The organism is Streptomyces siamensis (genome assembly GCF_039543605.1).
GTDB classification, from domain to species: Bacteria; Actinomycetota; Actinomycetes; order Streptomycetales; family Streptomycetaceae; genus Streptomyces; species Streptomyces siamensis.
Genome location: NZ_BAABKB010000001.1, coordinates 601,845 through 625,831, shown reverse-complemented (window position 1 = coordinate 625,831; position 23,987 = coordinate 601,845). Strand labels below are relative to the sequence as shown.

Sequence of the window (23,987 nt, the reverse complement as noted above, 5' to 3'; positions counted from 1 at the left end):
TCCTCAGGTTAGGCTAACCTTACTCATTCGCTCCGGAATCGTACGTGCGGGGTGAGGAGTCCGTGCGCCGGGGCCACGACCGCGCGGCCCCACCGCGTACGCGGGATCATCGGTCCATGGACGTCACCCTTCACCTCGCCCAGCAGCCCGAGGCCGACGAACTCCTCGGTCGCAGCCCGCTCGCCGCCCTCGTCGGCATGCTGCTGGACCAGCAGGTGCCCATGGAATGGGCCTTCGCGGGGCCGTACACCATCGCCCAGCGGATGGGGGCGGACGACCTCGACGCCCACGAGATCGCCGCGTACGGCCCGGAGGAGTTCACCGCGCTGCTGTCCGCCAAGCCCGCCGTGCACCGGTACCCCGGCTCCATGGCCAAGCGCATCCAGCAGCTGTGCCAGTACCTCGTGGAGCACTACGACGGCGACCCGACGGCGGTGTGGAAGGACGTCGCCACCGGGGACGAACTGCTCCGGCGCCTCAAGGACCTTCCCGGCTACGGGCCCCAGAAGGCGCAGATCTTCCTCGCCCTCCTCGGGAAGCAGCTCGGGGTGCGCCCCAAGGGCTGGCGCGAGGCCGCCGGCGCCTACGGCGAAGCGAAGTCCTACCGCTCCGTGGCCGACATCACCGGACCCGAGTCGCTCGCCAAGGTGCGCGCACACAAGCAGGAGATGAAGGCCGCCGCCAAGGCCGCGAAGGCCTCCGGCAACTGAGCCCGGCCTTGTGACCCCCGGCGCTGGGCCCGAACACGCGGTCCCCGGCAGCTCAACCCGGATCTACCGCCCCCGGCGCTGGGCCCGGCCACGCGGTCCCTGCCGGCTGAGCCCGACCTTGCGGCCCCGGCAGCCGAGCTGGACCGTGTGGTCCCCGGCAGCCGAGCCCGGCCTGCGGCCCCGGCCGCCGGGCCGGGGCCGCCGGGCCGGGGCCGCCGGGCGACCCCAGGACACGCCCCGGCACCCTAGCCGGCTCGCTTCCGTCAGCGCCCGATCCGGGCGTCCCGGGCCTCCGGATCCCCAGCCCGGATGCGAGGAGAGTGCGGCCGCGGGGGCCCGCGGGTACGCCAACAGGGCGGATCTGCCGCTCGGACCGGTGCGGTGACGGGGTCCGAGGGGGACATGACCTCTCATGAGGCCCTTCCCGCGCCCCCCGCACCCGCTGCGCCGGTGCGCGCGGGCGCGGGAAGGGACTCGGGCCCGCCGCTGCGCACGACTCCTCGTCCTCCTGGTCGTCGCGATGCTCGCGGCCGGCCCCCACCCCGAGGCCCTCGCCGCCTCCGCGCCCAGCATCACCGCCGAACCCGGCGCCGCCGAGCACGACGTACTCGACACGGCCCTGCGTCCGCCGGTCCGCCAGGGCCACGGCACGCTCTCCCCGCTGCGCGTACCCGTCGCCGCGGGACTCCCGGAGCCGGAGCACCGGCTCGCCCTCGTCCCGGCCCCCGCGCCCCCCTCGCACTCCCCCGCCCTGCGGTCCCTCCGCTGCGTGGTGCTGCGCTGCTGACGGTCCCGGCCCTCGACCGGTCGCCCACCAGCGCGAACAAGCACACACACGAAGGACTCAGGACACAGCCATGCCCAGCGACCCCTACGCGGTGCTGCGCGCCCTGCTGCGCGCGGAGGCCGTACGCAACGCACCGAAGCCGGAACCCCGGACCGAGCCGGACGCACAACTGCCGGACGGGCCACCCCCGCACACACCCCCGAAGGAACAGGGCGGCGACTGACCGAGCCGGCGGTCGCCCCTGCCCGGGGCGGCCGCCCTACCTGCGGCGCCGGGCCGTCCCGAAGATCGACCGGGTGATCTCGCGCCCGATCTGCGTCCCCACCGACCGGGCCAGCGACTTGAACAGACCGCTGCCGACGACCTGTTCGACGACCGAGGCCTCCTCCTTCGGACGCCGCCCGCCGGCCGACCGGGCGGCCTGCGGCGTGTCCCGCTCCGCCGCCTGCGCCGCCTGCGCGGCCTGCGCGGCCTGCGCGGCCTGCGCCGCCGTGAGCTTCTCGTACGCCGACTCCCGGTCCACCGCCTGCGCGTATCGCCCGTACAGCGGCGACCCCTGCACCGCCCGGTCCAGCGTCCCCGCCTCGACCGGCCCCATCAAGGACCGCGGCGCCCGCAGCCGGGTCACCGCCACGGGCGTCGGCGCGCCCTTCTCGCTGAGCACGGTGACGACCGCCTCGCCGGTGCCGAGACCGGTGAGGACCTCCTCCAGGTCGTACGCGGAGTCGGGGAAGGTCTTCACGGTGGCCTTCAGTGCCTTCTGGTCGTCCGGCGTGAAGGCCCGCAGCGCGTGCTGGACCCGGTTGCCGAGCTGGGCGAGGACGTCGCCGGGGACGTCCTTCGGGGTCTGCGTCACGAAGAACACGCCGATCCCCTTGGAACGGATCAGGCGCACGGTCTGCGTGATGGAGTCCAGGAATGCCTTCGAGGCGTCGCTGAAGAGCAGATGGGCCTCGTCGAAGAAGAAGACGAGCTTCGGCCTGTCCGCGTCGCCGACCTCCGGCAGATCGTGGAAGAGATCGGCGAGCAGCCACATCAGGAAGGTCGAGAAGAGCTGCGGCTTGTCCTGGACCGCGGGGAGTTCGAGCACGGACACGACGCCGCGCCCCTCGGACGTGGTGCGCAGCAGCTCGCTCGTGTCGAACTCCGGCTCCCCGAAGAACGGGCTCATGCCCTGCGCCTCGAACGCCGTGAGGGACCGGAGGATCACTCCCGCGGTCGCGGTCGACAGCCCGCCGATGCCCTTCAGCTCCTGCTTGCCCTCGTCCGACGTCAGGAAGGCGACGACCGCGCGCAGGTCCTTGAGGTCGACGAGCTCCAGGCCCTTCTGGTCCGCGTAGTGGAAGATCAGGCCGAGCGACTGCTCCTGCGTCCGGTTGAGCTGGAGCACCTTGGACAGCAGCACCGGGCCGAAGCTGGTGATCGTGGCGCGCAGCGGGATGCCGTGGCCCATGCCGCCGAGCGCGTAGAACTCGGCGGGACAGCCGGCCGGCGTCCACTCCTGGTGGACCTCGCTCGCACGCTCCTGGACCTTCGCGCCGGGCAGGCCGGGGGCCGAGACACCGGAGACGTCGCCCTTGACGTCGGCGAGGAAGACGGGCACGCCCTGGGCCGACAGCTGTTCCGCGATCAGCTGGAGCGTCTTGGTCTTGCCGGTGCCGGTGGCGCCGGCGACGAGGCCGTGCCGGTTGAGCATCGGCAGCGGGACGCGGATCTGCGCGTCGGGCAGGCACCGGCCGTCCCAGATCAGGGCGCCCAGATCGAGAGCGGGACCGGAGAACGCGTACCCGGAGGCGATCTTCAGGGCCTCCTCGGGGAGCGCGGGCGCGCCACCCGTCGCCTCCGGGTGCCCCTCGGGGGTGGTGCCCGCGGTCCGGGGAGCGGCGTCCGGTGTGCCGCCCTTCGTCGGGGCGGCTGCGGCGGGATCCGTCCGGGGTCCGGTGGCCGCGGGCACGGTCTCGCTGTCACTCATATCGGACCCCTGTTCCCCATTTGCACTGATTTACGGCGCCTTTTCCAGCGTCGCACTCCGTCGCCATGGCTGCGCCCGGAAGCTCTTGGCCGGTAGGCTTTCCGTGTGATCTTCAAGCGCATCGGAAACGGCCGGCCGTACCCCGACCACGGCCGGGAAAGCACCCGGCAGTGGGCGGACGTCGCGCCGCGCCCGGTCCGCCTCGATCAGCTCGTGACGACCAAGGGCCAGCTGGACCTGGAGACCCTCCTCGCCGAGGACTCCACCTTCTACGGCGACCTCTTCGCGCACGTCGTGAAATGGCAGGGCGACCTGTATCTGGAGGACGGCCTGCACCGCGCCGTCCGCGCGGCACTCCAGCAGCGCCAGGTGCTCCACGCGCGCGTGCTCGAACTCGACTGACGCGACCGGCAGGTCCGGTGGGAGCGACTCGCCCAGCGGACCGCAGCAGCCGACGGCCGTCCGCACCCCCCGGCCGATCCGGCCGCCCGGAGCGACACGGCCGCGGATCCGGGTGCGCCCGTACGGCCCCGGGAAACCCCGCGTCGACCTGGCGCCGCTCCGAACATTGACCCTTTTGGGTTGGACTGAGCTCCGTATGATGATCGTTTAGTAGGCATCATGGTCCGGGCGCACTACGCTGCGCCCATGAGCATGCTGACTCCCCCTGGCATGGGCGGCCAGTACCGGATCACGGGGGACAAGTACCCGCGGATGCGCCGACCTCGAGGGCGCCGCAGGCTCGCCTTCCTCGTCGTCGCCTCCGTCACCGCACTCGGGCTGATCGGGTGGGGGACCCTGCAGCTCATCGACGTCTTCACGGGCGGCGACAAGGCCTCGGCGAGTTCCGCGGGCTGCACGAAGAAGACCGGCGCCGCGGCCGAGGCGTCCCCGGCCGCCCGGACGTCCACGACGTCCGCCGCCGCCGGTGCCGTGCCCGAGCCCGGCCGGATCACCGTGAACGTCCTCAACGCCACGCCCCGCAGCGGGCTCGCCAAGAAGACCGCGGACGAGCTGAAGAAGCGCGGCTTCAAGATCGGCGACGTGGGCAACGCGACGGCCGCGTACGACAAGAAGGTCAAGGGCCCCGGGCTGCTGCTCGGCTCGAAGGCCGCCTACGCGACCGTGCTCCCCGTCCTCGGCACCCAGCTCTCCGGCGCCGAGCTGAAGACCGACGGACGCGCGAAGGCCACCGAGGTCGACCTCATCATCGGTACCGCCTTCACGTCGCTGACGAAGAAGGCGGACGCCGACAAGGCCCTGGCCGTCCTGGCCCAGCCGACGCCGGCGCCCTCCGCCTCCAAGAAGAGCTGCTGACGCGAGGAGCCGCCGCCGGCCCGAGGGCCCGCGGCGGCTCCGGGAAACCCGCTGCCTACTCCGCGGCGCCGTACATCCGGTCACCTGCGTCGCCCAGCCCCGGCACGATGTAGCCGTGCTCGTTGAGCCGTTCGTCGACCGACGCGGTCACGACCGTCACCGGCGTGCCCGCGAGCTCGCGCTCCATGACCTCGACGCCCTCGGGAGCGGCGAGCAGGACCACGGCGGTGACGTCGTCCGCACCGCGCTTGATCAGCTCCTGGATCGCCGCGACGAGCGTGCCGCCGGTGGCCAGCATCGGGTCGAGGACGTACACCTGACGGCCGGACAGGTCGTCCGGCATACGGGTGGCGTACGTGGAGGCCTGGAGCGTCTCCTCGTTGCGCACCATGCCCAGGAAGCCCACCTCGGCCGTCGGCAGCAGCCGCACCATGCCGTCGAGCATGCCGAGGCCCGCCCGCAGGATCGGCACGACGAGCGGGCGCGGGTAGGAGAGCTTGACGCCCGTGGTCGAGGCGACCGGGGTCGTGATGTCGACCTGCTCCGTGCGCACGTCGCGGGTGGCCTCGTAGGCGAGCAGGGTGACCAGCTCGTCGGCGAGCCGCCGGAAGGTCGCGGAATCGGTGCGCCGGTCGCGCAGGGTGGTGAGCTTATGGGCGACCAGGGGGTGGTCGACGACGTGGAGACGCATGTCGACAACAGTAGCCGGGGTCCGGCACCCCGCCACTGCCCAGCCCGGCAAGGCCCCGCCCGTACGTTCGCCCGGATGCTGGCATCAAACCGCCCATCGGAGGGAAAGTGGGAGGGACTGACCTGGGGTGGTGTGTCTATGCGGAACCGGGACGGGGAGCCCGCCGAGCAGCCCGAGACCGACGCCGAGCGCAGGAGGCGGCGCGCCCAGTTCCTCCGCGACCTGGCCGAGGCACGCGAGTTGCGTGACCGGGTCCAGCCCCGCCGCGCCAAGGCCGCACGCCTGCGCCACGCCATGCGCATGCGCACCTTCCGCTGGTAGCCGACCGCTCCGAACCGGTGTCCCGCCCACGCCGTGTGACCTCGTGTCCGGGCGAAGAGGTGCCCGCACGACGCCGAGGGCCGCGTACGATCCGCTGTTAGCGATCAAAAGAGGCAGACACAGCAGGCCGAAGACGTCCCCTGAACGCTCTGTTTCTGCCACGATTCCGAGTGGGTGGGGCTCGGAGCTGCACGCCCCGCCCACAGCCTCCGCCGGGGGGACCCCCAACCGGCACGCCTATGACCAGTGGGAGAGTCACGGTGTACTTCGCCGCACTGCTCGCGCGCACCGAAGACGGGTGGGAAGCGAGCGACACAGAGCTCGACGATGTGGAAACCCTGTCGGATCTGACCGACCTGGCCCGTGAGGCCTCGGACGAGGACACGGTTCTCGTGCTCATCGAGCAGGAGGACGCCTGGTTCGGCGTCGTCCGCGTGGACGGCGAGGAGGACCCTCGTATCTACGTCTCGGACGCCGCCGCGGCGTCTCGCAGCTCGTACGGCGAGATCCTGCTCACGGACGAACTACTAGGACGGGAGCCCGGCGACGACGACACCGACCTGGACTCCCTCGACCTCGACGGCACGGAGGACGGCGAACCCGAGTCCTCCGACGACGGGGACGACGAGACCGAGGCCGGCGACGCCGTGTCGCACAGCCCCGTCGGGGACCGCGACATCCTCGCGGACCTCGGAGTGAGCGAGAAAGAACTGCTCGCCCTGGACGAAGGCGACGCGCTCAGCACGATCGCCGACGCCCTGGGAGCGGCCGAGGTCCTGGAGACCGTCCGCTAGGTTCCCCCGGGTGAGCACCACTCATCAGGCACCCCGACCCGATCCCGTGCGCGACCGCTGGCGGGCCGCGATGCGGCTCGCCCTGGACGAGGCCCACCGGGCCGTCCGGGGCGGGGACGTTCCCGTCGGCGCCGTCGTGCTGTCCGCGGACGGTACGACGGTGCTCGCGACCGGACACAACGAGCGCGAGGTCACCCACGACCCGACGGCGCACGCCGAGATCCTCGCGCTGCGCCGTGCCGCCGCCGAGGTCGGCGAGTGGCGGCTGTCCGGGTGCACGCTCGTCGTCACCCTGGAGCCCTGCACGATGTGCGCGGGCGCGCTCGTGCAGTCCCGGGTGGACCGGGTCGTGTACGGCGCCCGCGACGAGAAGGCGGGCGCCGCCGGCTCCCTCTGGGATCTCGTGCGTGATCGCCGGCTCAACCACCGCCCCGAGGTGATCGAGGGCGTCCTCGCGGACGAGTGCGCCCGGCTGCTCACCGACTTCTTCCGCGACCGCTGACCGCCGATCGCCCCGACCCCGGAAACGGATTTCGGACCACGGCCCACCTTGGGGTAGGGTCTCCCTCGGTAGCGTGTCCGAGCGGCCGAAGGAGCTCGCCTCGAAAGCGAGTGTGGCGCAAGTCACCGAGGGTTCAAATCCCTCCGCTACCGCTTGAGAAGGGCCCCGTCGTACGACGGGGCCCTTCGTGCGTCCCGCATCCCTTCGGCGTCCGGCCCCACATCCCGGCCGTCGCGCCCCGGGCCGCCGCCCCCTCGCCCTCGCACCGCCGTGTCCGCGCGCCCGGGCCGTCGTACGGGAAGAGCCCCGGCGCCGCTCAGTCGCCGGGGCTCTTCTTTCCCTCGCCCGAGGAGAACGGGGGAAGCGGCATCGGGGGGACAAGCCGCTTCCCCCGACGGAGAGGACCCACAAGTCCACGCCGCGCCATCGGGGAAGCGGCGGCGGGGACCCCGCAGTGGAGTCCGTCCCGCCCTGCGGACTCCTGGTCGAGACCGCCGGGCACCTTCCATCCTGAGCCGCGACGCGTCCGGACCGGCCCGGCAAAAGACCTGGACCAGCGGGCCGTTGGTCCTTAAAAGCGGCGTGAAGGTTACACTCACCGCCGGCAACAGGGGGCCCACCGGGCGCAGAAGTCACAGGGAGGCCGCGATGGCGGTGAACTCGAAGAAGATCGCCATCTATGTGCTCGTGGTCTTCATCCTGTACGTGATCATCACCGATCCGGCCAAGGCCGCGGACTACGTGCAGATAGGGTTCGAGGGCATATCGAGCGCCGCTCAGGCCATCGGCGACTTCATGACGTGGATCGCCGACGGGGCGAAGAACTGAGAAGACCCGGGCCGGCGGGCGGCGCACAGAACCGCGCCACCAAGGAGTGCCCGTGATCCGCCATCTGGTCCTCTTCAAGCTCAACGAGGGCGTCGAGCGCGACGACCCGCGCGTCGTCGAGGGTGTCGCCGCCTTCCGCGCGCTCGGCGACCAGATCCCCGAGCTCCGGTTCTGGGAATGCGACTGGAACATCACCGACCGGCCCATCGCGTACGACTTCGCGATCAACTCCGCCGTCGAGGACACCGACGCCCTGAAGCGCTACCTGGAGCACCCTGCCCACCAGGCGGGTGTCACCCTGTGGCGTGAGTTCGCGACCTGGGTGATCGCCGACTACCCCTTCTGAGCCCTCCCGGCGGCCACGGCTCCGCGGCCGCGCTCCGCCCACCCTGCACCCCCTTCCTCGGCCCCCTCGCCACCTCGTCGGCCCCTCGCCGCAACGGGCGGGGGGTCTTTCGCGTACCGCGCCTCAACTCACCCTCAACACGGCGTTATGCGGTGCTTGCACACAGTGCACATGTCTTGTGATGCTATGACCGCTTTTGACGGAGAGTTGACGGATGAGTTGACGGATGAAGAGGTGGCGTTGACCGTGTCGGCCAGTACTGCGCCGCCCCAGGAGGAAGCCTCGGCTCCGGCCCAGGCGCCGCCCCAGGACGTCACGCCGGAACGGCGCCGCGGCGCCGACACCCGGGCCCTCACCCAGATCCTCTTCGGCCAGCTCAAGACCCTGGAACCGGGTACGCCGGAGCACAACCGCGTACGTGGGGCGCTCATCGAGGCGAACCTCCCGCTCGTGCGGTACGCGGCCGCCCGCTTCCGCTCCCGCAACGAGCCGATGGAGGACGTCGTCCAGGTCGGCACCATCGGACTGATCAACGCGATCGACCGCTTCGACCCCGACCGGGGCGTGCAGTTCCCGACCTTCGCGATGCCGACGGTCGTCGGCGAGATCAAGCGGTACTTCCGCGACAACGTCCGCACCGTCCACGTACCGCGCCGCCTGCACGAGCTGTGGGTGCAGGTGAACAGCGCGACGGAGGACCTGACAACCGCCTTCGGGCGCTCGCCGACGACCGCCGAGATCGCCGAGCGGCTGCGCATCACCGAGGACGAGGTGCTCTCCTGCATCGAGGCGGGGCGCTCGTACCACGCCACCTCCCTCGAAGCGGCCCAGGAGGGCGACGGACTGCCGGGCCTGCTCGACCGGCTCGGCTACGAGGACCCGGCACTCGACGGAGTCGAACACCGCGACCTCGTACGGCATCTGCTCGTACAGCTGCCCGAACGCGAGCAGCGGATCCTGCTGCTGCGCTACTACAGCAACCTCACCCAGTCCCAGATCAGCGCCGAACTGGGTGTCTCGCAGATGCATGTGTCAAGGCTGCTCGCCCGCAGCTTCGCGCGTCTTCGATCCGCAAACAGGATCGAGGCGTAACCGACGAGAGCGAATCGCTCAACGGCGTCTTTTCCGACAGTTGCGCGCTGAAAAACCGTCAGACCCCCTTTTTCCAGGGCCTATTCACCCTCCCCATGTCGACATGTCACTACAGCGTGTTGCCGACATGTGACATTCTGCCGGAAGCGCGTTTGCCGCGGCCCCGCCTCCGGTATTCAGGTGGAGGCTGCGTTCCTCCGACGGGAGCGACTGCCGCGACCGTCCGCGACCCAAAGGGGGTGGCATGTCCGCAGACCAGGGCAGCTCGAAGGTGCTCACGCTCACGAAGAGCGAGGCAGCGCCCGAGGCGCACGACGCGCTTCACGACGTCCCTGCCGCCGAGGCCCCGGAAGCCGTCACGGCCCTCCCGGCCCCGGAAGCCATCGACACCCGCACCCTGTCCCGCTCCCTGTTCCTGCGGCTGACCGCGCTCGACGAGAACAGCCCCGAGCGCGCCTACGTCCGCGACACCCTCATCGAGCTCAACCTCCCGCTCGTGCGGTACGCGGCAGCCCGCTTCCGCTCCCGCAACGAGCCGATGGAGGACATCGTCCAGGTCGGCACCATCGGACTGATCAAGGCGATCGACCGCTTCGACTGCGAACGCGGCGTGGAGTTCCCGACGTTCGCGATGCCCACGGTGGTCGGCGAGATCAAGCGGTTCTTCCGCGACACGTCGTGGTCGGTCCGCGTCCCGCGCCGCCTCCAGGAGCTGCGCCTGGCCCTCACCAAGGCCAGCGACGAGCTCTCGCAGAAGCTCGACCGTTCCCCGACCGTCACCGAACTCGCCTCCGTGCTGGGCGTGTCCGAGGAGGACGTGGTCGACGGCCTCGCCGTGGGCAACGCGTACACCGCCTCCTCCCTCGACTCGCCGGCCCCCGAGGACGACGGCGGCGAGGGCTCCCTCGCGGACCGCCTCGGCTACGAGGACACGGCCCTGGAGGGCGTGGAGTACCGCGAGTCGCTCAAGCCGCTGCTGGCCAAGCTGCCGCCCCGCGAGCGCCGGATCATCATGCTGCGCTTCTTCGCCAACATGACCCAGTCGCAGATCGGCGAGGAGGTCGGCATCTCGCAGATGCACGTCTCGCGACTGCTGACCAGGACCCTGGCGCAGCTGCGCGAAGGCCTCATCTCGGACTGAGGGCCCGACCGAGGGTTCATAATTGACGGATCGTCAGCCACACTGGCGCGATGCGTCGAGAGTCGATACGCGGTCGCCGTGGTGCCCTTGTGGCCGCCTCGGCGACCGTGGTCTGCCTGGGTGCCGTGCTGGCCGCCTGCGCGAGCGGCGGGGACGGTGACGGATATGTCGCCGTAGGGGCGGCCGGGGGGACGCCCGGTGCGTCCGGGGCCGTCGTGGCCCCCACGGGAGACGTGTCGCTGATGCCGCTGGACGGCGCGGCCGAGGATTCCGGGACGCCCGGCGGCGAGCGGAGTGCGAAGTCCGGAACGGACGCCACGGCATCGGCCCCGGGCTCGGGCTCGTCCGACGCGTCTCCGGACCCCGCCGCCGACTCCGGTCACTCCGGGAGCACATCGACCCCGTCGTCCGGGACCGGCGGACCCGGCCGTACGGGCACGGGTTCGGGCGGGACTTCGAGCCACGGCCCGTCGTCGCCCGCCACGCCCCCGCCCGGATCGTCCACGGCGCCCGCCGGGCCCGCGGCACTGGCCGTGGGCGATCCCAGGCGCGAGGGCACCGCTCGGCGATGGTGCGAGAAGGTGACCGTCTCCTTCCACAACACCGGTGGGACGGCGGTGCGTTCGGGCACGGTGACCTTCGGTACGCACATCATCGGGGCACTCGGGATCGACTGGGCGACGATCGAGTCGTCCGAGGACCTCCCCGCGCCGATCGCCGCCGGCGCGAAGAAGGACAAGACGTGGACGGTGTGCGTCGACGCCTGGCGCGTGCCCCTGGGCATGCACATCGAGACGCAGGACGTGTCCGTCCACTGGAAGTAGGCCGCGGCGGGCCCGGCCGTACGCCAGGCCCTGCCGTCAGGGCCGCGACGGCGCGCCCGGGCCGTTGCGCGGCCCTCCCCGGGCCGTCCGTCCGGCCCGGGACGGTTGCCGGCCGGACTACTTGAGCGCGAGCCAGGCCACGGCGGCCACGACCACCACGGCGAGGACGACGCCGACGATCAGACCGACGCGGGGACCCGCCGGAGCGGCCGCCTGCTGCTGCCGGCCCTGGGGGGCCTCGTCGACGAAGGCGCGGAACATCTGGGTGCTGCCCGCGGGGTCGTAGTTGCCCTCGGGGCCCTGGGTGTTAGCCATGAGCCAGGACCCTAGCGAATACGCGGGGCCTGCCCAAGTGCCGGGTTCCCCTTCATCGCACGTGACGCGCTTCCCGGCCCTGCTGCCGCGCACCCCTGTCCGCCGGGGCCGCCCGACGGACTGCCGGTGGCGCTCACCGCGGGACCAAAGGAAGGCACTCGGCCCCACCTGCGGGTTTACGTTCGCCAATACTTGCCTTTGCCAAGTTTTTATCCCGGCGACCCCGATTTAGTTTGCCTGCGGCAACCAACCTTCTTATGGTTGCCCTAAGCAACGAATACGGGAGGTGCGATGGCCGAGCAGGAGCAGTACGAGGAATTGGCTCGTCAGCTCAGCGCCATCGGTGCCGTGAAGAGGGACATGGGCCGCATCCTGCCGCCCGACTGCCCAGGGGGGTCCGCCGCCGTGCTCACCCTGCTCGGGCGTTACGGCGAGATGCGGATGAGCCGGCTCGCGGAGCTGCTCTCCGTGGACATGTCGGTGACCAGCCGCCATGTCGCGCACGTCGCCGACCGGGGCTGGATCGAACGGTTCCCCGACCCGGCCGACAAGCGCTCACGCATCCTGCGCCTCACCGTCGCGGGCCAGGAGCAGCTCGACGAGCTGTCCCTGCGCACGTCGCGACTCCTCGCCGACCGGCTGAGCGACTGGTCCGACCACGAGGTCGGACTGCTCATCGAGCTCATGGGCCGGCTGCGCGAGAGCTTCGGCGACTGCCGGGCCACCCCGCGGCCTCCGCACCCGCATGCGACAGACGCAACAGAACTGACCACCCGTACACCCGCGTAAGTACGTAAGAAAAGGAAGCCCATGGCAACGACCACACCAACCGGTGTGCGGGGCTCTCACGCCAAGCACGGAGGCGCCGCGGACGGCGCTCCGATGACGCACCGGCAGATCATGGAGGCGCTCTCCGGGCTGCTGCTCGGCATGTTCGTCGCGATCCTGTCGTCGACGATCGTCTCCAACGCGCTCCCCGAGATCATCGGTGACCTGGGCGGCGGCCAGTCCGCCTACACCTGGGTCGTCACGGCCGCCCTGCTGTCCATGACCGCGGCGACACCCCTGTGGGGCAAGCTCGCCGACCTGTACAGCAAGAAGGCGCTCGTCCAGATAGCACTGATCATCTATGTGCTGGGCTCGGCCGCGGCCGGTCTCTCCCAGAACGCCGGCATGCTCATCGCCTGCCGTGTCGTCCAGGGCATCGGCGTCGGCGGTCTGTCCGCCCTCGCGCAGATCGTGATGGCCGCGATGATCTCCCCGCGTGAGCGCGGCCGCTACTCCGGCTACCTCGGCGCCACGTTCGCCGTCGCAACCGTCGGCGGCCCGCTGCTGGGCGGTGTCATCACCGACACCAGCTGGCTCGGCTGGCGCTGGTGCTTCTACGTCGGTGTGCCTTTCGCGGTCATCGCGCTGATCGTGCTCCAGAAGACCCTGCACCTGCCCGTCGTGAAGCGCGAGGTCAAGGTCGACTGGGGCGGCGCGTTCTTGGTCTCCGCCGCGGTCTCGCTGCTGCTGGTCTGGGTCACCTTCGCCGGTGACAAGTACGACTGGATCTCGTGGCAGACCTACGCGATGGTCGGCGGCGCGGTCGTCCTCGGCCTGCTGTTCATCCTGGTCGAGTCGAAGGCCAGCGAGCCGATCATCCCGCTGCGGCTGTTCCGCAACCGCACCATCACCCTGTCGTCCCTCGCGTCCCTCTTCGTGGGTGTCGCGATGTTCACCGGCACGGTCTTCTTCAGCCAGTACTTCCAGCTGGCCCGTGACAAGTCCCCGACGATGTCGGGCGTCATGACCATCCCGATGATCGGCGGCCTGTTCGTCTCCTCCACGGTCTCCGGCCAGATCATCACCAAGACCGGCAAGTGGAAGGTCTGGCTGGTCTCCGGCGGCCTCCTGGTCACGGCGGGCCTCGGCCTGCTCGGCACCATCCGCTACGACACGACCTACTGGCACATCGCGATCTTCATGGCGCTGCTGGGCCTCGGCATCGGCATGATGATGCAGAACCTGGTGCTGTCCACGCAGAACCAGGTGACGCCGGCCGACCTCGGCGCGGCCAGCTCCACGGTGACGTTCTTCCGTTCCCTCGGCGGTGCGATCGGTGTGTCCGCGCTCGGCGCGATCATGGCCCACCGGATCACCGACTACGTCAAGGACGGCCTGACCGACCTCGGCCCGAAGTACGCCTCCCTGGCCGGCTCCGGCTCCGACGCGAGCATCCCGGACATGGACAAGCTGCCCCGGCCGCTGCGCACCGTGATGGAGAGCGCGTACGGCCACGGCATCGCGGACGTCTTCATGATCGCCGCGGGCATGGCGCTGATCGCCTTCCTGATCGTGCTGTTCATCAAGGAGGTCCCGCTGCGGACCTCGGGCGCCCTCGCCCAGGCCGCGGCCGAGCAGACCGGCGCCCCGGCCGCCGAGGCCCCCGCCTCCGCTGCGGCACCCGCCGTGGAGGTCCCCGCCGAGAAGATTCCGAGCTGGGCGGCGGCCGTCGCCGGGTCGGATGCGGAGACCGCCCCCGAGGGCACCCAGCGGCTCGCCGCCGTCGCCACCGCGACACAGGGGTCCGCCCCGCTGTCCGCGTCCGGCGGCATCCCGGTCCGCGGCTACGTCCGCGGCGCGGAGAGCTCCCCCGTCCCGCAGGCCGCCGTCACGCTGATCTCGCTCGCGGGACGTCAGCTGGGCCGCTCGGTCGCACAGCTCGACGGCTCCTACGCGCTCGACGCCCCCGGTGTCGGCTCCTACGTCCTGATCGCGTCCGCCGACGGCTTCCAGCCGCAGGCCTCGACGATCGTCGTGAACGACGAGCCGGTCGCCTACGACATCCTGCTGAGCGGCACGAGCGGGCTGAGCGGTGTCGTGCGGGCCGCCGACAGCGGCACCCCGGTCAAGGACGCCATGGTCATCGTGACCGACGTGCGCGGTGACGTGCTGGCCACCGGCACCACCGGCCGGCAGGGCGAGTTCACCTTCGCCGAGCTGGTCCCGGGTCCGGTGACCATCGCGGTGAACGCGGCGGGCCACCGTCCGCAGGCCCTGCCCGTCGAGGTCGGCGGCACCGGGGTCACCCGGGTCGAGGTCGAGCTCAGCGCGGGCGCCCAGGTCCAGGGCGTCGTACGGGCGCCGTTCGGTCCCCTCGCGGACGCCCGCGTGACCCTGGTGGACGCGGCGGGCAACGTGGTCGGCACGGCCAGGACCGGTGCGGACGGCGCGTACGCCTTCACCGACCTGGACGGCGGCGAGTACACCGTCATCGCCACGGGCTACCCGCCGGTGGCCACGGCGCTGACCGTCAACGGCTCCGGCGTCGACGACCACACCATCGAACTCGCCCACCCCGGCGAGTAGTTCGAACCCCGGCCCGTGGGGACGCGCGCACTCTGAGCGGAGGTGCGCCCCCACGGGCCGGTCTCATTGCTGCATCGCAAGGAGTTTGACCATGGGACTGACCGCGAAGATCCGTACGCGGGACGGATGGGCCGTGTCGCACGCGGTCGTCACGGTGACCGACACGACGGGCTGCCAGGTGGTGCGGGCCGAGGCCGACGCGGACGGAGCCGTTCAGGACACCACCGCCCTGGCCCCCGGTGCCTACACGGTGATCGTCACCGCGGTCGGATACGCGCCCGCCGCGTCCAGCGCCATCGTCACGGCGAGCGGCCGCGCCGAGATCGGTCAGGTCACCCTCGCCCGGCAGGGCGGCACCGAACTCCCGCCGCCCGGCCCCTGGACCATCGACCCGGCCCACTCCTCCATCGGCGCGGTGGCCCAGCACCTCGGGATCTCCAGCGTCCACGGCCGCTTCACCGACTTCTCCGGCACGATCGAGATCGCGCCCGACCACGTGGCCAAGTCGCGGGTCGAGGCGACGATCTCCGCCGCCTCGATCGACACCGGCAACGGCATGCGCGACGGGCACCTCAGGTCGCCGGACTTCCTCGACGTCGAGCAGTACCCGGTGATCACCTACCGGTCGGTGGGGGTGAGCCCCGCCGGCTCCGACCGCTGGACGGTGCACGGCGAGCTCACCATGCACGGCGTCGTCCGCCCGGTCGATCTCGACCTCGCCTACCTCGGAACCGGCGCCGACCCCTGGGGCGGCACGCGCGCCGCCTTCCGGGCCACCACCGAACTCCACCGCGAGGACTTCGCCATGAACTACAACCAGGTGGTCCAGGCGGGCATCTCGGCGATCGGTACGACGCTCAAGGTGGAGCTGGACATCCAGGCGGTCCAGGGCGAGTCGCTGCCGGCCGCCTGAGCCGCCGGGCCCGGCTCACGCGTCGCCCCGGCCCGCGTCGACGATCCGCCGGGCCAGTTCGCGCAGCTTGACGTTCTCCCGCTGGGATATCCGCACCAGGCTGTCGAAGGCCTCCGCCGCGTCGGTGTCGAGGCGCTCCATGAGGATGCCCGTGGCCTGCCCGATCAGGTCTCGGGTGCGCATGGCCTCGGTGAGCTGTTCGCGCACCGTCGCCGACTCCAGGGCGATGCTGACGTGCGCGGTGAACAGCCGGCCGATCCGGGTGGCCGAGTCGTCGAAGGCCCGCGGCTTGCGCGCGTACGCCGTCAGTACGGTGATCCGGCGCCGGTCGGCGCGCAGCCGCAGCGACAGCACCGAGCGCAGCCCGAGACCGGAGAGCCCGAGCTCGCCGTCCCCTGAAGCGCTGTCCTCGATGCTGGCGACGGGCGCGGTCCACAGCCGGCTCCAGTACGGGTGGTCCTCCCGGCCCGTGTTCAGGGAGTCCGCCAGACGCACGACCTCGTCGGTCCACACCAGGGTCCGGCGCGAGTCGCGCTCGATGACCGAGATCCCGGCGTGCTCGGCGCCGGGCAGCAGGTGCACGGCGAGCCGGGCCGCGGTGCGCAGGGTGCCGTGGGGGCTCGGCGTCTCGTGCAGTCGCTGAGCGGCCGCCGTCAGGGCTTCGGCCAGCTCAACACCCGCCGTAAAACGGGACAATTCAGAAAACTCGGACGCAGTCACCACGAACCTCTTCGGCATGCACGGCCGAACGGCCGTGCGCAGGAGAGCTCCGCAGCACATTCCTGACTGCGAGCACAGGACGAGCAGCACTTTAGCCGTTCCCACGCGGCTGGGCGCGACCCGCCGGGAGGCTGCCACGGCCGCCGTCCGCGCCCGCGCCGTAGGCTGTCCGCATGGCTCCCAACATCGCGACGAACACCGCTGTCTCCCGGGACGAGTTGCTGGACTTCGTGCGTCCTCGGCACCGCGCCGTCCTGCTCACCCGCCGTGCCGACGGAGGCCCGCAGGGCTCGCCTCTGACCTGTGGTGTCGACGACTCGGGCCGTATCGTCGTGTCGACCTACCCGGAGCGGGCCAAGACCCGCAACGCCAAGCGCGACGAGCGTGTCAGCCTGATCATTCTGAGCGACGACTGGAACGGTCCCTGGGTCCAGGTCGACGGTACGGCCGAGGTGATCGACTCCCCCGACTCCGTCGAGCCGCTCGTCGAGTACTACCGCAACATCGCGGGGGAGCATCCGGACTGGGACGAGTACCGGGCGGCGATGCGGAAGCAGGGCAAGTCGATCATTCGCGTCACCCCCACGCGGTGGGGGCCGGTGGCGACGGGCGGTTTCCCCGCGCACCTGTCCCAGGACTGACCCCGGGTTCCCTCGCCCCCTCCGCCCCTACCCGACCCGAACCCCCGGGGGCTCCGCCCCCGGACCCCCGTTCGGCCTGAACGGCCTCGTCCTCAAACGCCGGACGGGCTGAACAGTGCCCCCCGGCCCCAGAGGTGTGCGGGAACCCCCGATGAACGCACCCGCAGCCGCCATCCCACCGAAGGGGCCGTGCCGGTGAATCAAATGCCCGTTGCGGACGGCGCCACGCACCCACCGGGGTCCTACCAGTACCGCCCCGCACAAGGGCTGCAACGGGCGGATCACCGGCACGGACCCGACCCACCCACCGGACACACAGCGAAACGACCCGGTCAGCCCCGGGCGACCATCGTCTCGATCCCGGCGACCAGCATCTCCAGCGCGAACGTGAAGTCCCGCTCGCGCATCTCCTCGACCGTGTCACCGCCTCGCGCCTCCATGAGATCTGCGGCGCTGGCGAGGTTGGCGGCGAACTGCGGCTGCTCGCTGATCGTGCTCATGGCCTGCCGGAAGTACTCGTCCTGCGACATCCCCGCCGAGGCGCAGCGCTGCACGAAGTGCCCCTCGATCGTGCCGAAGCCGTAGACGAACTGGAAGACGGCCGAAAGCGCCCCCATCTGCCCGTGCGGCGGCAGCCCGGTGTTGCGGACCACCTGCTGCACACAGAGCGAGAAGGACATCGAGCACGGCCCGATGTTCAGGAAGTTGCCGATGAGCGGCGACACCCACGGATGACGTACCAGCAGCGCCCGGTACCCGACCGCGAGCGCCCGCAGCTGCTCCCGCCAGTCCTCGCCCGACTCCGGGTCAGGCAGCCCCAGTTCGCCGAAGACGGCGTCGAGGGCGAGTTCGAGCAGGTCGTCCTTGGTGTCGACGTACCAGTACACGGACATCGCGGTGACGTTCAGCTCCGCCGCCAGCCGCCGCATGGAGAACTTCGCCAGCCCCTCCGCGTCCAGCAGCCGCACCGTGGCCCCGGTGATCCGCTCCCGGTCGAGCCCCGACGGCTGGCCGCCACCACGGGCCGACCCGCCCCGGGACGCCTTGCCCTCCAGCCAGACACTGGTCCGCGCCGGACGCTTGGCCCGGTCGGCTGCCCTCACCATGGCGCACCTTCCTCGGAGCTCGTACCGCGGGACGGTCCGGAATTCCCCGGTCCGCCCTCCCACATGATGCTAAGCGCGCGTTTCGGCGCAACCGCTATGGAGACCGCGCAGCGCGACGCGAAGAGCACCTCGCGAGGAGCGCCACGCGAAGACGCTACGCGGAGACCGCCACCGCGGAGTCTGCCCTCTCCGCCCGCCGCAGCAACGCGGCCGCGAGCAGTCCGCCGAGAAGCACCGCGACCGCACCGACCAACTGGCTGGTCTCCAGACCCGACGAGAACGCGTCCGTGATCCGCTCCCGCTCGTCCCCCGAGCCCGCCGAGGCGAGCGCGGCCGGCAGCGACGTGGCCGCGACCGGAATCAGCGCCGCGAACCGCGAGTTGAGGATCGCGCCGAGCACCGCCACCCCCAGCCCGTTGCCGAACTCGGCGAGCGTGCCGTTGATCCCGGCGCCGACGCCCGCCTTCTCCCGCGGGATCGCGCTCATGATCGCGTGCGCCATGGCGGGGTTGGCCACCGCACAGCCCGCGCCGATGAGCAGCAGCCCGAGCAGCGTGCCGCCGTAGCCGTGCCCGGCGAGCGTCGCGATGGACACGAGTCCGCCCGACATCAGCACCATGCCGAGCGCGATGGACAGGGGCGTGCCGAGCCGCGCCGTCCACTTCGCCGAGAGCCCGGTGAAGTTCAGCGCGACCACGGACAGCGCGAGCGGAGCCGTCCGCAGTCCGGCCTCCAACGGCCCGTACCCGAGGACGAACTGGAGATGCTGCGTGAGCAGGAACAGCGCACCGCCCATGCCGAAGGTGATGAGCACGGCGCCCGCGACGGCGCCGGTGAAGCGCCGGTCCCGGAAGAAGTGCAGGTCGAGCATGGGGTGCGGAATCCGGGACTCCCAGTAGCCGAAGCCGCCGAGCACCAGGAGCGCGACCGCCGCGGTCAGCAGCACCCGCCCCGAGGTCCAGCCGTGCTCGGGCCCGGAGATGATCGCGTAGACGAGTGCGGTCATGCCGATGGTGGACAGCAGCGCGCCGAGCAGGTCGGGGCGGTCACCGCGTGGGGCCTTGGACTCCGGCACGAGGGCGACCACGGCGGCGAGACCGAGCGCGGCCACCGGGAGGTTGATCAGGAAGATCGCCCCCCACCAGAAGTGATTGAGCATGAAGCCGCCGAGCAGCGGCCCCGCGGCGAATCCGAGGGCGTTCACCGCGCTCCAGATGCCGATCGCCTTGGGCTGCTCGTCGGGCGTGAAGATCTGCATCGCGACGGCGAGGGTGGTGGTGAGCAGCAGCGCGCCGCCCACCCCCATGCCCGCCCGCGCGGCGATCAACTGCGATGTGGAGTCGGCGAGTCCGGCGACGAGCGACCCCAGGCCGAACAGCGCGAGGCCCGCGATCAGCATCTTCTTGCGGCCGTATCGGTCGGCCGCGCTGCCGGCGGTGAGCAGCAGCCCGGACTGCACCAGCGAGTACGCGTTGATCATCCACTGGATGTCGGAGGTCGCCGCGTCGAGCTCCCGGGTGAGGGAGGGGATGGCCACGTTCAGGACGGTGTTGTCGAGCAGCACGGTGAGCTGCGCGAGGCAGATGACGCCGAGGATCAGCCATCGCTGGGGGTGGCCCTGGGGAGCCGGCACGGTTGACATGCTTTACACCGTAGAACAAGACTCATACAGCGTACAGCTGGTTTTCCGCCCCACCGCTCCGCCCCACCGCAAAGCCCCCCACACAGACCGGTGGCCCGGAGCAGAACCGCCCCGGGCCACCGCCCGACCCCCGCAATCGGCCGACGATCAGCCGTTCCGCTGGGTCAGGTCGTAGAACGTCGCGGACCCCACCGTCACCTTCTTGAAGGTGGCCGTGACCCAGGAGCTGATCTGGGACGAGGAGCCGGAGCCACCGCCCATTCCGCCGCCCATGCCACCGCCGGAGATGAAGTAGTGGATCTTCCCTGCCGCCACGTACTTCTTGAACTGGGCCAGGGTCGGAGACGGATCGGTGCCGTTGAAGCCGCCGATGGCCATCACGGGCTTACCGGTCGCGAGCTGGTAGCTCGCGGAGTTCTGGGAGCCGATCGCCGCGGCGGCCCAGGTGTAGTCGTCCGCATTCTTCTCCAGCAGCTTCTTGGCCGCGGAGCTGACGTTCGCCCCGTTCAGCAGCCCGCCGGCACCGCCGCCCGCGCCCATCGGGCCCTCGCCCTGGACCATGCCGCCCGCGCCGGGACCGCCCTGCTGGTTCTGCCCCTGACCGCCTGTGCCGTTGCCGTTCCGGGTGTTGCCGTTCCCGTTCTGGCCCGGCATGCCTCCGCCGGGGAAGCCGCCGGCCGGAGGCTGTCCCGTACCGCCGCCCTGCTGGGTGTTGCCGTTCCCGTTCTGCTGGTTCTGGCCCGGCATGCCGCCGCCGAAGCCGCCGCGCATGCTACCGCCGCCACGGCCGCCACCGGGACCACCCATCATGCTCGCGCCGGCGGGACCGGCCGTCACGATGGAACCGGTGTGCCCGGTGTCCACCGTGGAGAGCGTGTACGCGGTCGGACCCGCGACCGAGGCCACCACGCTCAGCCCCACCGCCGCGAGGGCGAGCGGGCGTCCGATCCGGGTGACGAAGATCAGGCCGAGCGCACCGGCCAGTCCGCCGACCAGGACCAGCCACTTGAGCCAGGGCAGGTAGTCGGGCGTGCGGTTCAGGAGGACGTACCCCCAGGCGGCGGTCGCGGTGACCGCGCCGGCCAGGCTGAGCGAGGCCCAGATCCTGGACCGTTCCTCCCACAGGACCGTCGCGCCCATGCCGACGACGGCGGCGATGTAGGGGGCGAGGGCCACCGTGTAGTACTGGTGGAAGATGCCGGCCATGTAGCTGAAGACGACCGCGGTCATCAGCAGCGCGCCGCCCCACGCGAGGAACGACCCGCGGGCCAGGTCGGTACGTCCGGCGCGGACGGCGGTCCCCTCGCCCGGGCGGAACCGGGAGCGGGTGAGCACGAGCCCGGCGACCAGCAGGATCAGCGCGGCGGGCAGCAGCCAGGAGATCTGGCCGCCGATCTCGGAGTTGAACATCCGGTCCCAGCCGGTCTCGCCCCACTGACCGGTCCCGCCGCCACCGCCGCCACCGCCGACGCTGCCGGTCTCGTCGCCGTTGATGCGGCCGAGGCCGTTGTAGCCGAAGGTCAGCTCCAGGAAGGAGTTGTTCTGCGAGCCGCCGATGTACGGGCGCGAGGACGCGGGCCACAGCTCCACGATCGCGACCCACCAGCCGGCGGAGACGACCATGGCGAGCGCGGACAGACCGAGCTGCCCGAACCGCTTCTTCAGGGAGACGGGTGCGCAGACCGCGTACACCAGCGCCAGCGGCGGCAGGATCAGGAAGGCCTGGAGCGTCTTGACGAGGAAGGCGAGGCCGACCGCGGCACCCGCCCACACCAGCCACCTGGTCCGGCCGTCCTCAAGACCGCGGATGACGCAGTGGACGGTGACGGTCATGAGCAGCGCGAGCATCGCGTCCGGGTTGTTGAACCGGAACATCAGCGCGGCGACGGGAGTGAGCGCGAGCACCGCGCCCGCGATCAGACCGGCGGCGGGGCTGAAACGACGGCGCACGGCCGCGTAGAGGACGCCGACCGTGGCCACGCCCATGAGGACCTCGGGCACGAGGATCGCCCAGGAGCTGAGGCCGAAGATCCGGACCGACAGGGCCATCGGCCACAGCGAGGCCGGGGGCTTGTCGACGGTGATGGCGTTGGCGGAGTCGAGCGAGCCGAAGAAGAAGGCCTTCCAGCTCTGGCTGCCGGCCTGCACGGCCGCGGAGTAGAACGAGTTGGCGTATCCGGAGGCGCTCAGGTTGTACAGGTAGAGGAGCGCGGTGGCGACCAGCAGGCCGAGGAGGGCAGGTCGCACCCAGCGCGGGTCCTCGGGCCGGCCGCGCCAGAGGCGACGGTGGAACGGCTGCCGAGGCTCACCCGAGCCGGAGCCGGAGTCGAAGCCCGGGCCGGGAGCGGGAGGCGGAGCGCCGGCGGGCAGGCCCGGCTGCTGCGGGGCCGTCGCCGTGGGCGGCTCCCACGAGGGACTCACACCCTGTGGACGGGTCGTGTCGGGCTGAGTGGTCATCGTGCGTTCCTCGGGTCGTGATCGTGCGGGCGCACCGCCTGCAACTGCATGGTCGAGTCCCCCCAGGTGCGGTCCGCGGCCTCACCGGCGCGGAACTGGGTCGTTTCGTACGGGGTTTGGTCGTACGAGGTTTGGTCGAACGGGGTTTGGTCGAACGGGGCGTGGCCGCGCGGGTCCGGTACCTGCGACACCGGGCCGTACGGGACGACCGGGCCGTGCGAGGCCGGACGGTGCGAGGCCACGACGTGCGACGTCCGCTCGTCGCGCCGGTCCGGGAAGACCCAGGCCCGGAAGAGCAGGAACCGCAGCACGGTCGCCGCGAGGTTGGCGGCGATCAGTACGGCCAGCTCGGTGGAGTGCGAGGGGTCGCTGCTCGCCGCCTTCAGCGCGGCGAGGGAGCCGCTGGTGAGGACGAGACCGATGCCGAAGACGACCATGCCCTGCGCCTGGTGACGGACGGCGCCGCCCCGGCCGCGCACCCCGAAGGTCAGCCGCCGGTTGGCGGCCGTGTTGGCGACCGCGGAGACGAGCAGGGCCAGCGCGTTGGCGATCTGTGCCCCGGAGAAGGAGCGGAAGGCGCTGTAGAGCAGCAGGTAGAACAGGGTGGACAGGCCACCGACGACGCAGAACCCGACGAGCTGGCGGGCCAGGCCGCCCGGCACATCGGTGAGGTCCCGGTCGCGCGGGTCGTCCCCGAAGGGCCGGGCGAGCCGGTCGAGCGGCAGCGAACCGGTGGCGAGGGCGCGTCCCACCCGCCACACCCCCTTGAGGTCGTCCGTCGCGGTCTTCACGATGTGCACGGTCGAGTCCGGGTCGTCGACCCAGTCGACGGGCACCTCGTGGATGCGCAGCCCGGCCCGCTCGGCGAGCACCAGCATCTCCGTGTCGAAGAACCAGCCGGTGTCCTCGACCAGCGGCAGCAGCGCCTGCGCGACATCACGGCGGATCGCCTTGAAGCCGCACTGCGCGTCCGAGAAGCGGGCCTGCAGCGAACCGCGCAGGATCAGGTTGTACGAGCGGCTGATGAACTCCCGCTTGGCGCCGCGCACCACCCGGGAGCTCCGCGACAGCCGGGAGCCGATCGCCAGGTCCGAGTGGCCGGAGATCAGCGGCGCGACCAGCGGCAGCAGGGCGTTGAGGTCGGTGGACAGGTCCACGTCCATGTAGGCGAGGACCGGCGCGTCCGACGCCGACCACACGGCCCGCAGCGCCCGGCCGCGGCCCTTCTGCTCCAGGCGGAAGGACCGGACCTCGGGGATCTCGGCCGCCAGCCGCTCGGCCACCCGGGGGGTGCTGTCCGTGGACGCGTTGTCCGCCACCGTGATGCGGAACGCGTACGGGAACGTGCGCTCCAGGTGCTCGTGCAGTCTGAGCACACATGGCTGGAGGTCCTTCTCCTCGTTGTAGACGGGGATCACTACGTCCAGGACAGGCGTACCGGCGTCTGTGGCCGGGAGGTGCTCCCGCGCCGGCAGATTGCCGGGAGAAGGGTCGGTTCGCATGCGAACGACTCT

25 protein-coding genes and 1 tRNA gene are annotated in these 23,987 nt (G+C 71.4%); 18 read left to right on the top strand and 8 right to left on the bottom strand.

Annotation, left to right across the window (positions count from 1 at the left end):
* Positions 1 to 116: 116 nt before the first annotated feature.
* The 3 genes from ABEB03_RS02780 (at position 117) to ABEB03_RS02770 (ending at position 1,720) form a co-directional block, all read left to right on the top strand.
* Positions 117 to 710 carry an HhH-GPD-type base excision DNA repair protein gene (locus ABEB03_RS02780; protein WP_345640515.1) on the top strand — a complete coding sequence of 198 codons (594 nt, stop codon included), beginning with the start codon at positions 117 to 119 and terminating at the stop codon, positions 708 to 710.
* A gap of 412 nt (positions 711 to 1,122) precedes the next feature.
* The gene (locus ABEB03_RS02775; RefSeq protein WP_345640512.1) at positions 1,123 to 1,497 is read left to right on the top strand and encodes a hypothetical protein; all 375 of its coding nucleotides are present in this window, start codon (positions 1,123 to 1,125) and stop codon (positions 1,495 to 1,497) included.
* Positions 1,498 to 1,567: 70 nt separating this feature from the next.
* The gene (locus ABEB03_RS02770) at positions 1,568 to 1,720 is read left to right on the top strand and encodes a hypothetical protein (protein WP_179332488.1); all 153 of its coding nucleotides are present in this window, start codon (positions 1,568 to 1,570) and stop codon (positions 1,718 to 1,720) included.
* A gap of 36 nt (positions 1,721 to 1,756) precedes the next feature.
* Here ABEB03_RS02770 and ABEB03_RS02765 read toward each other — a convergent pair whose 3' ends face one another.
* Positions 1,757 to 3,469, bottom strand: a complete 1,713-nt coding sequence (locus ABEB03_RS02765; protein WP_345640504.1) for a helicase HerA-like domain-containing protein — start codon at positions 3,467 to 3,469, stop codon at positions 1,757 to 1,759.
* Between the two features lie 105 nt (positions 3,470 to 3,574).
* Between ABEB03_RS02765 and ABEB03_RS02760 the strand changes: the two genes are divergently transcribed.
* Entirely contained in the window at positions 3,575 to 3,871 is a 297-nt protein-coding gene (locus tag ABEB03_RS02760; RefSeq protein ID WP_003999914.1) for a type II toxin-antitoxin system VapB family antitoxin, read from the top strand.
* Between the two features lie 270 nt (positions 3,872 to 4,141).
* The gene (locus ABEB03_RS02755) at positions 4,142 to 4,786 is read left to right on the top strand and encodes a LytR C-terminal domain-containing protein (RefSeq protein ID WP_095935325.1); all 645 of its coding nucleotides are present in this window, start codon (positions 4,142 to 4,144) and stop codon (positions 4,784 to 4,786) included.
* Positions 4,787 to 4,841: 55 nt separating this feature from the next.
* Here ABEB03_RS02755 and upp read toward each other — a convergent pair whose 3' ends face one another.
* Positions 4,842 to 5,477, bottom strand: coding sequence for a uracil phosphoribosyltransferase (upp, locus tag ABEB03_RS02750; protein WP_028804504.1), 636 nt, complete (start codon positions 5,475 to 5,477; stop codon positions 4,842 to 4,844).
* Positions 5,478 to 5,615: 138 nt separating this feature from the next.
* On the opposite strand from upp, the gene ABEB03_RS02745 reads away from it, so the two are divergent.
* The 9 genes from ABEB03_RS02745 to ABEB03_RS02705 all read left to right on the top strand — a co-directional run bounded on the left by ABEB03_RS02745 (position 5,616) and on the right by ABEB03_RS02705 (position 11,325).
* Positions 5,616 to 5,798, top strand: coding sequence for a hypothetical protein (locus ABEB03_RS02745; protein ID WP_345640500.1), 183 nt, complete (start codon positions 5,616 to 5,618; stop codon positions 5,796 to 5,798).
* Positions 5,799 to 6,058: 260 nt separating this feature from the next.
* On the top strand, positions 6,059 to 6,592 hold the full coding sequence (locus tag ABEB03_RS02740) for a tRNA adenosine deaminase-associated protein (RefSeq protein WP_345640621.1): 534 nt from the start codon (positions 6,059 to 6,061) through the stop codon (positions 6,590 to 6,592).
* Between the two features lie 70 nt (positions 6,593 to 6,662).
* Positions 6,663 to 7,094, top strand: coding sequence for a tRNA adenosine(34) deaminase TadA (tadA, locus tag ABEB03_RS02735; RefSeq protein ID WP_037766299.1), 432 nt, complete (start codon positions 6,663 to 6,665; stop codon positions 7,092 to 7,094).
* Between the two features lie 67 nt (positions 7,095 to 7,161).
* Positions 7,162 to 7,246: transfer RNA gene (locus ABEB03_RS02730), tRNA-Ser, on the top strand.
* A 496-nt stretch (positions 7,247 to 7,742) separates the two neighbouring features.
* Positions 7,743 to 7,922, top strand: a complete 180-nt coding sequence (locus ABEB03_RS02725) for a hypothetical protein (protein WP_028804500.1) — start codon at positions 7,743 to 7,745, stop codon at positions 7,920 to 7,922.
* Positions 7,923 to 7,974: 52 nt separating this feature from the next.
* Entirely contained in the window at positions 7,975 to 8,268 is a 294-nt protein-coding gene (locus ABEB03_RS02720; protein WP_095935328.1) for a Dabb family protein, read from the top strand.
* A gap of 186 nt (positions 8,269 to 8,454) precedes the next feature.
* Positions 8,455 to 9,360 (top strand): RNA polymerase sigma factor SigF, encoded by a 906-nt coding sequence (locus ABEB03_RS02715; protein ID WP_345640496.1) that lies wholly within the window; start codon positions 8,455 to 8,457, stop codon positions 9,358 to 9,360.
* Between the two features lie 244 nt (positions 9,361 to 9,604).
* Positions 9,605 to 10,501, top strand: a complete 897-nt coding sequence (locus tag ABEB03_RS02710) for an RNA polymerase sigma factor SigF (RefSeq protein ID WP_028804497.1) — start codon at positions 9,605 to 9,607, stop codon at positions 10,499 to 10,501.
* A 50-nt stretch (positions 10,502 to 10,551) separates the two neighbouring features.
* Positions 10,552 to 11,325, top strand: a complete 774-nt coding sequence (locus ABEB03_RS02705; protein ID WP_345640494.1) for a hypothetical protein — start codon at positions 10,552 to 10,554, stop codon at positions 11,323 to 11,325.
* Between the two features lie 117 nt (positions 11,326 to 11,442).
* Here the strand turns inward: ABEB03_RS02705 and ABEB03_RS02700 are convergent, their stop codons facing one another.
* A complete protein-coding gene (locus ABEB03_RS02700) occupies positions 11,443 to 11,640 on the bottom strand; it encodes a hypothetical protein (protein WP_028804495.1) in 198 nt (65 codons plus the stop codon).
* Positions 11,641 to 11,931: 291 nt separating this feature from the next.
* Here ABEB03_RS02700 and ABEB03_RS02695 point away from each other — a divergent pair, with 291 nt between their 5' ends.
* From ABEB03_RS02695 to ABEB03_RS02685, 3 genes are all read left to right on the top strand, one after another.
* Complete coding sequence (locus tag ABEB03_RS02695; RefSeq protein ID WP_028804494.1) at positions 11,932 to 12,429, top strand: MarR family winged helix-turn-helix transcriptional regulator; 498 nt, start codon at positions 11,932 to 11,934, stop codon at positions 12,427 to 12,429.
* Positions 12,430 to 12,522: 93 nt separating this feature from the next.
* Entirely contained in the window at positions 12,523 to 14,994 is a 2,472-nt protein-coding gene (locus ABEB03_RS02690; protein WP_459115347.1) for an MFS transporter, read from the top strand.
* 91 nt (positions 14,995 to 15,085) lie between these two features.
* Positions 15,086 to 15,907 carry a YceI family protein gene (locus tag ABEB03_RS02685; RefSeq protein ID WP_345640484.1) on the top strand — a complete coding sequence of 274 codons (822 nt, stop codon included), beginning with the start codon at positions 15,086 to 15,088 and terminating at the stop codon, positions 15,905 to 15,907.
* A gap of 15 nt (positions 15,908 to 15,922) precedes the next feature.
* Here the strand turns inward: ABEB03_RS02685 and ABEB03_RS02680 are convergent, their stop codons facing one another.
* Entirely contained in the window at positions 15,923 to 16,645 is a 723-nt protein-coding gene (locus tag ABEB03_RS02680) for a GAF and ANTAR domain-containing protein (RefSeq protein ID WP_345640481.1), read from the bottom strand.
* A 155-nt stretch (positions 16,646 to 16,800) separates the two neighbouring features.
* Between ABEB03_RS02680 and ABEB03_RS02675 the strand changes: the two genes are divergently transcribed.
* On the top strand, positions 16,801 to 17,268 hold the full coding sequence (locus tag ABEB03_RS02675) for a PPOX class F420-dependent oxidoreductase (protein ID WP_345640479.1): 468 nt from the start codon (positions 16,801 to 16,803) through the stop codon (positions 17,266 to 17,268).
* A gap of 332 nt (positions 17,269 to 17,600) precedes the next feature.
* On the opposite strand, the gene ABEB03_RS02670 is transcribed toward ABEB03_RS02675, so the two are convergent.
* The 4 genes from ABEB03_RS02670 to ABEB03_RS02655 all read right to left on the bottom strand — a co-directional run bounded on the left by ABEB03_RS02670 (position 17,601) and on the right by ABEB03_RS02655 (position 23,975).
* A complete protein-coding gene (locus ABEB03_RS02670) occupies positions 17,601 to 18,374 on the bottom strand; it encodes a TetR/AcrR family transcriptional regulator (RefSeq protein ID WP_345640476.1) in 774 nt (257 codons plus the stop codon).
* 154 nt (positions 18,375 to 18,528) lie between these two features.
* A complete protein-coding gene (locus ABEB03_RS02665) occupies positions 18,529 to 20,016 on the bottom strand; it encodes an MFS transporter (protein WP_345640473.1) in 1,488 nt (495 codons plus the stop codon).
* Positions 20,017 to 20,163: 147 nt separating this feature from the next.
* The gene (locus ABEB03_RS02660) at positions 20,164 to 22,473 is read right to left on the bottom strand and encodes a glycosyltransferase family 39 protein (protein ID WP_345640470.1); all 2,310 of its coding nucleotides are present in this window, start codon (positions 22,471 to 22,473) and stop codon (positions 20,164 to 20,166) included.
* The gene (locus ABEB03_RS02655; RefSeq protein WP_345640467.1) at positions 22,470 to 23,975 is read right to left on the bottom strand and encodes a bifunctional glycosyltransferase family 2/GtrA family protein; all 1,506 of its coding nucleotides are present in this window, start codon (positions 23,973 to 23,975) and stop codon (positions 22,470 to 22,472) included. The genes ABEB03_RS02660 and ABEB03_RS02655 overlap by 4 nt, the downstream gene beginning before the upstream one ends.
* Between the last annotated feature and the right edge of the window lie 12 nt (positions 23,976 to 23,987).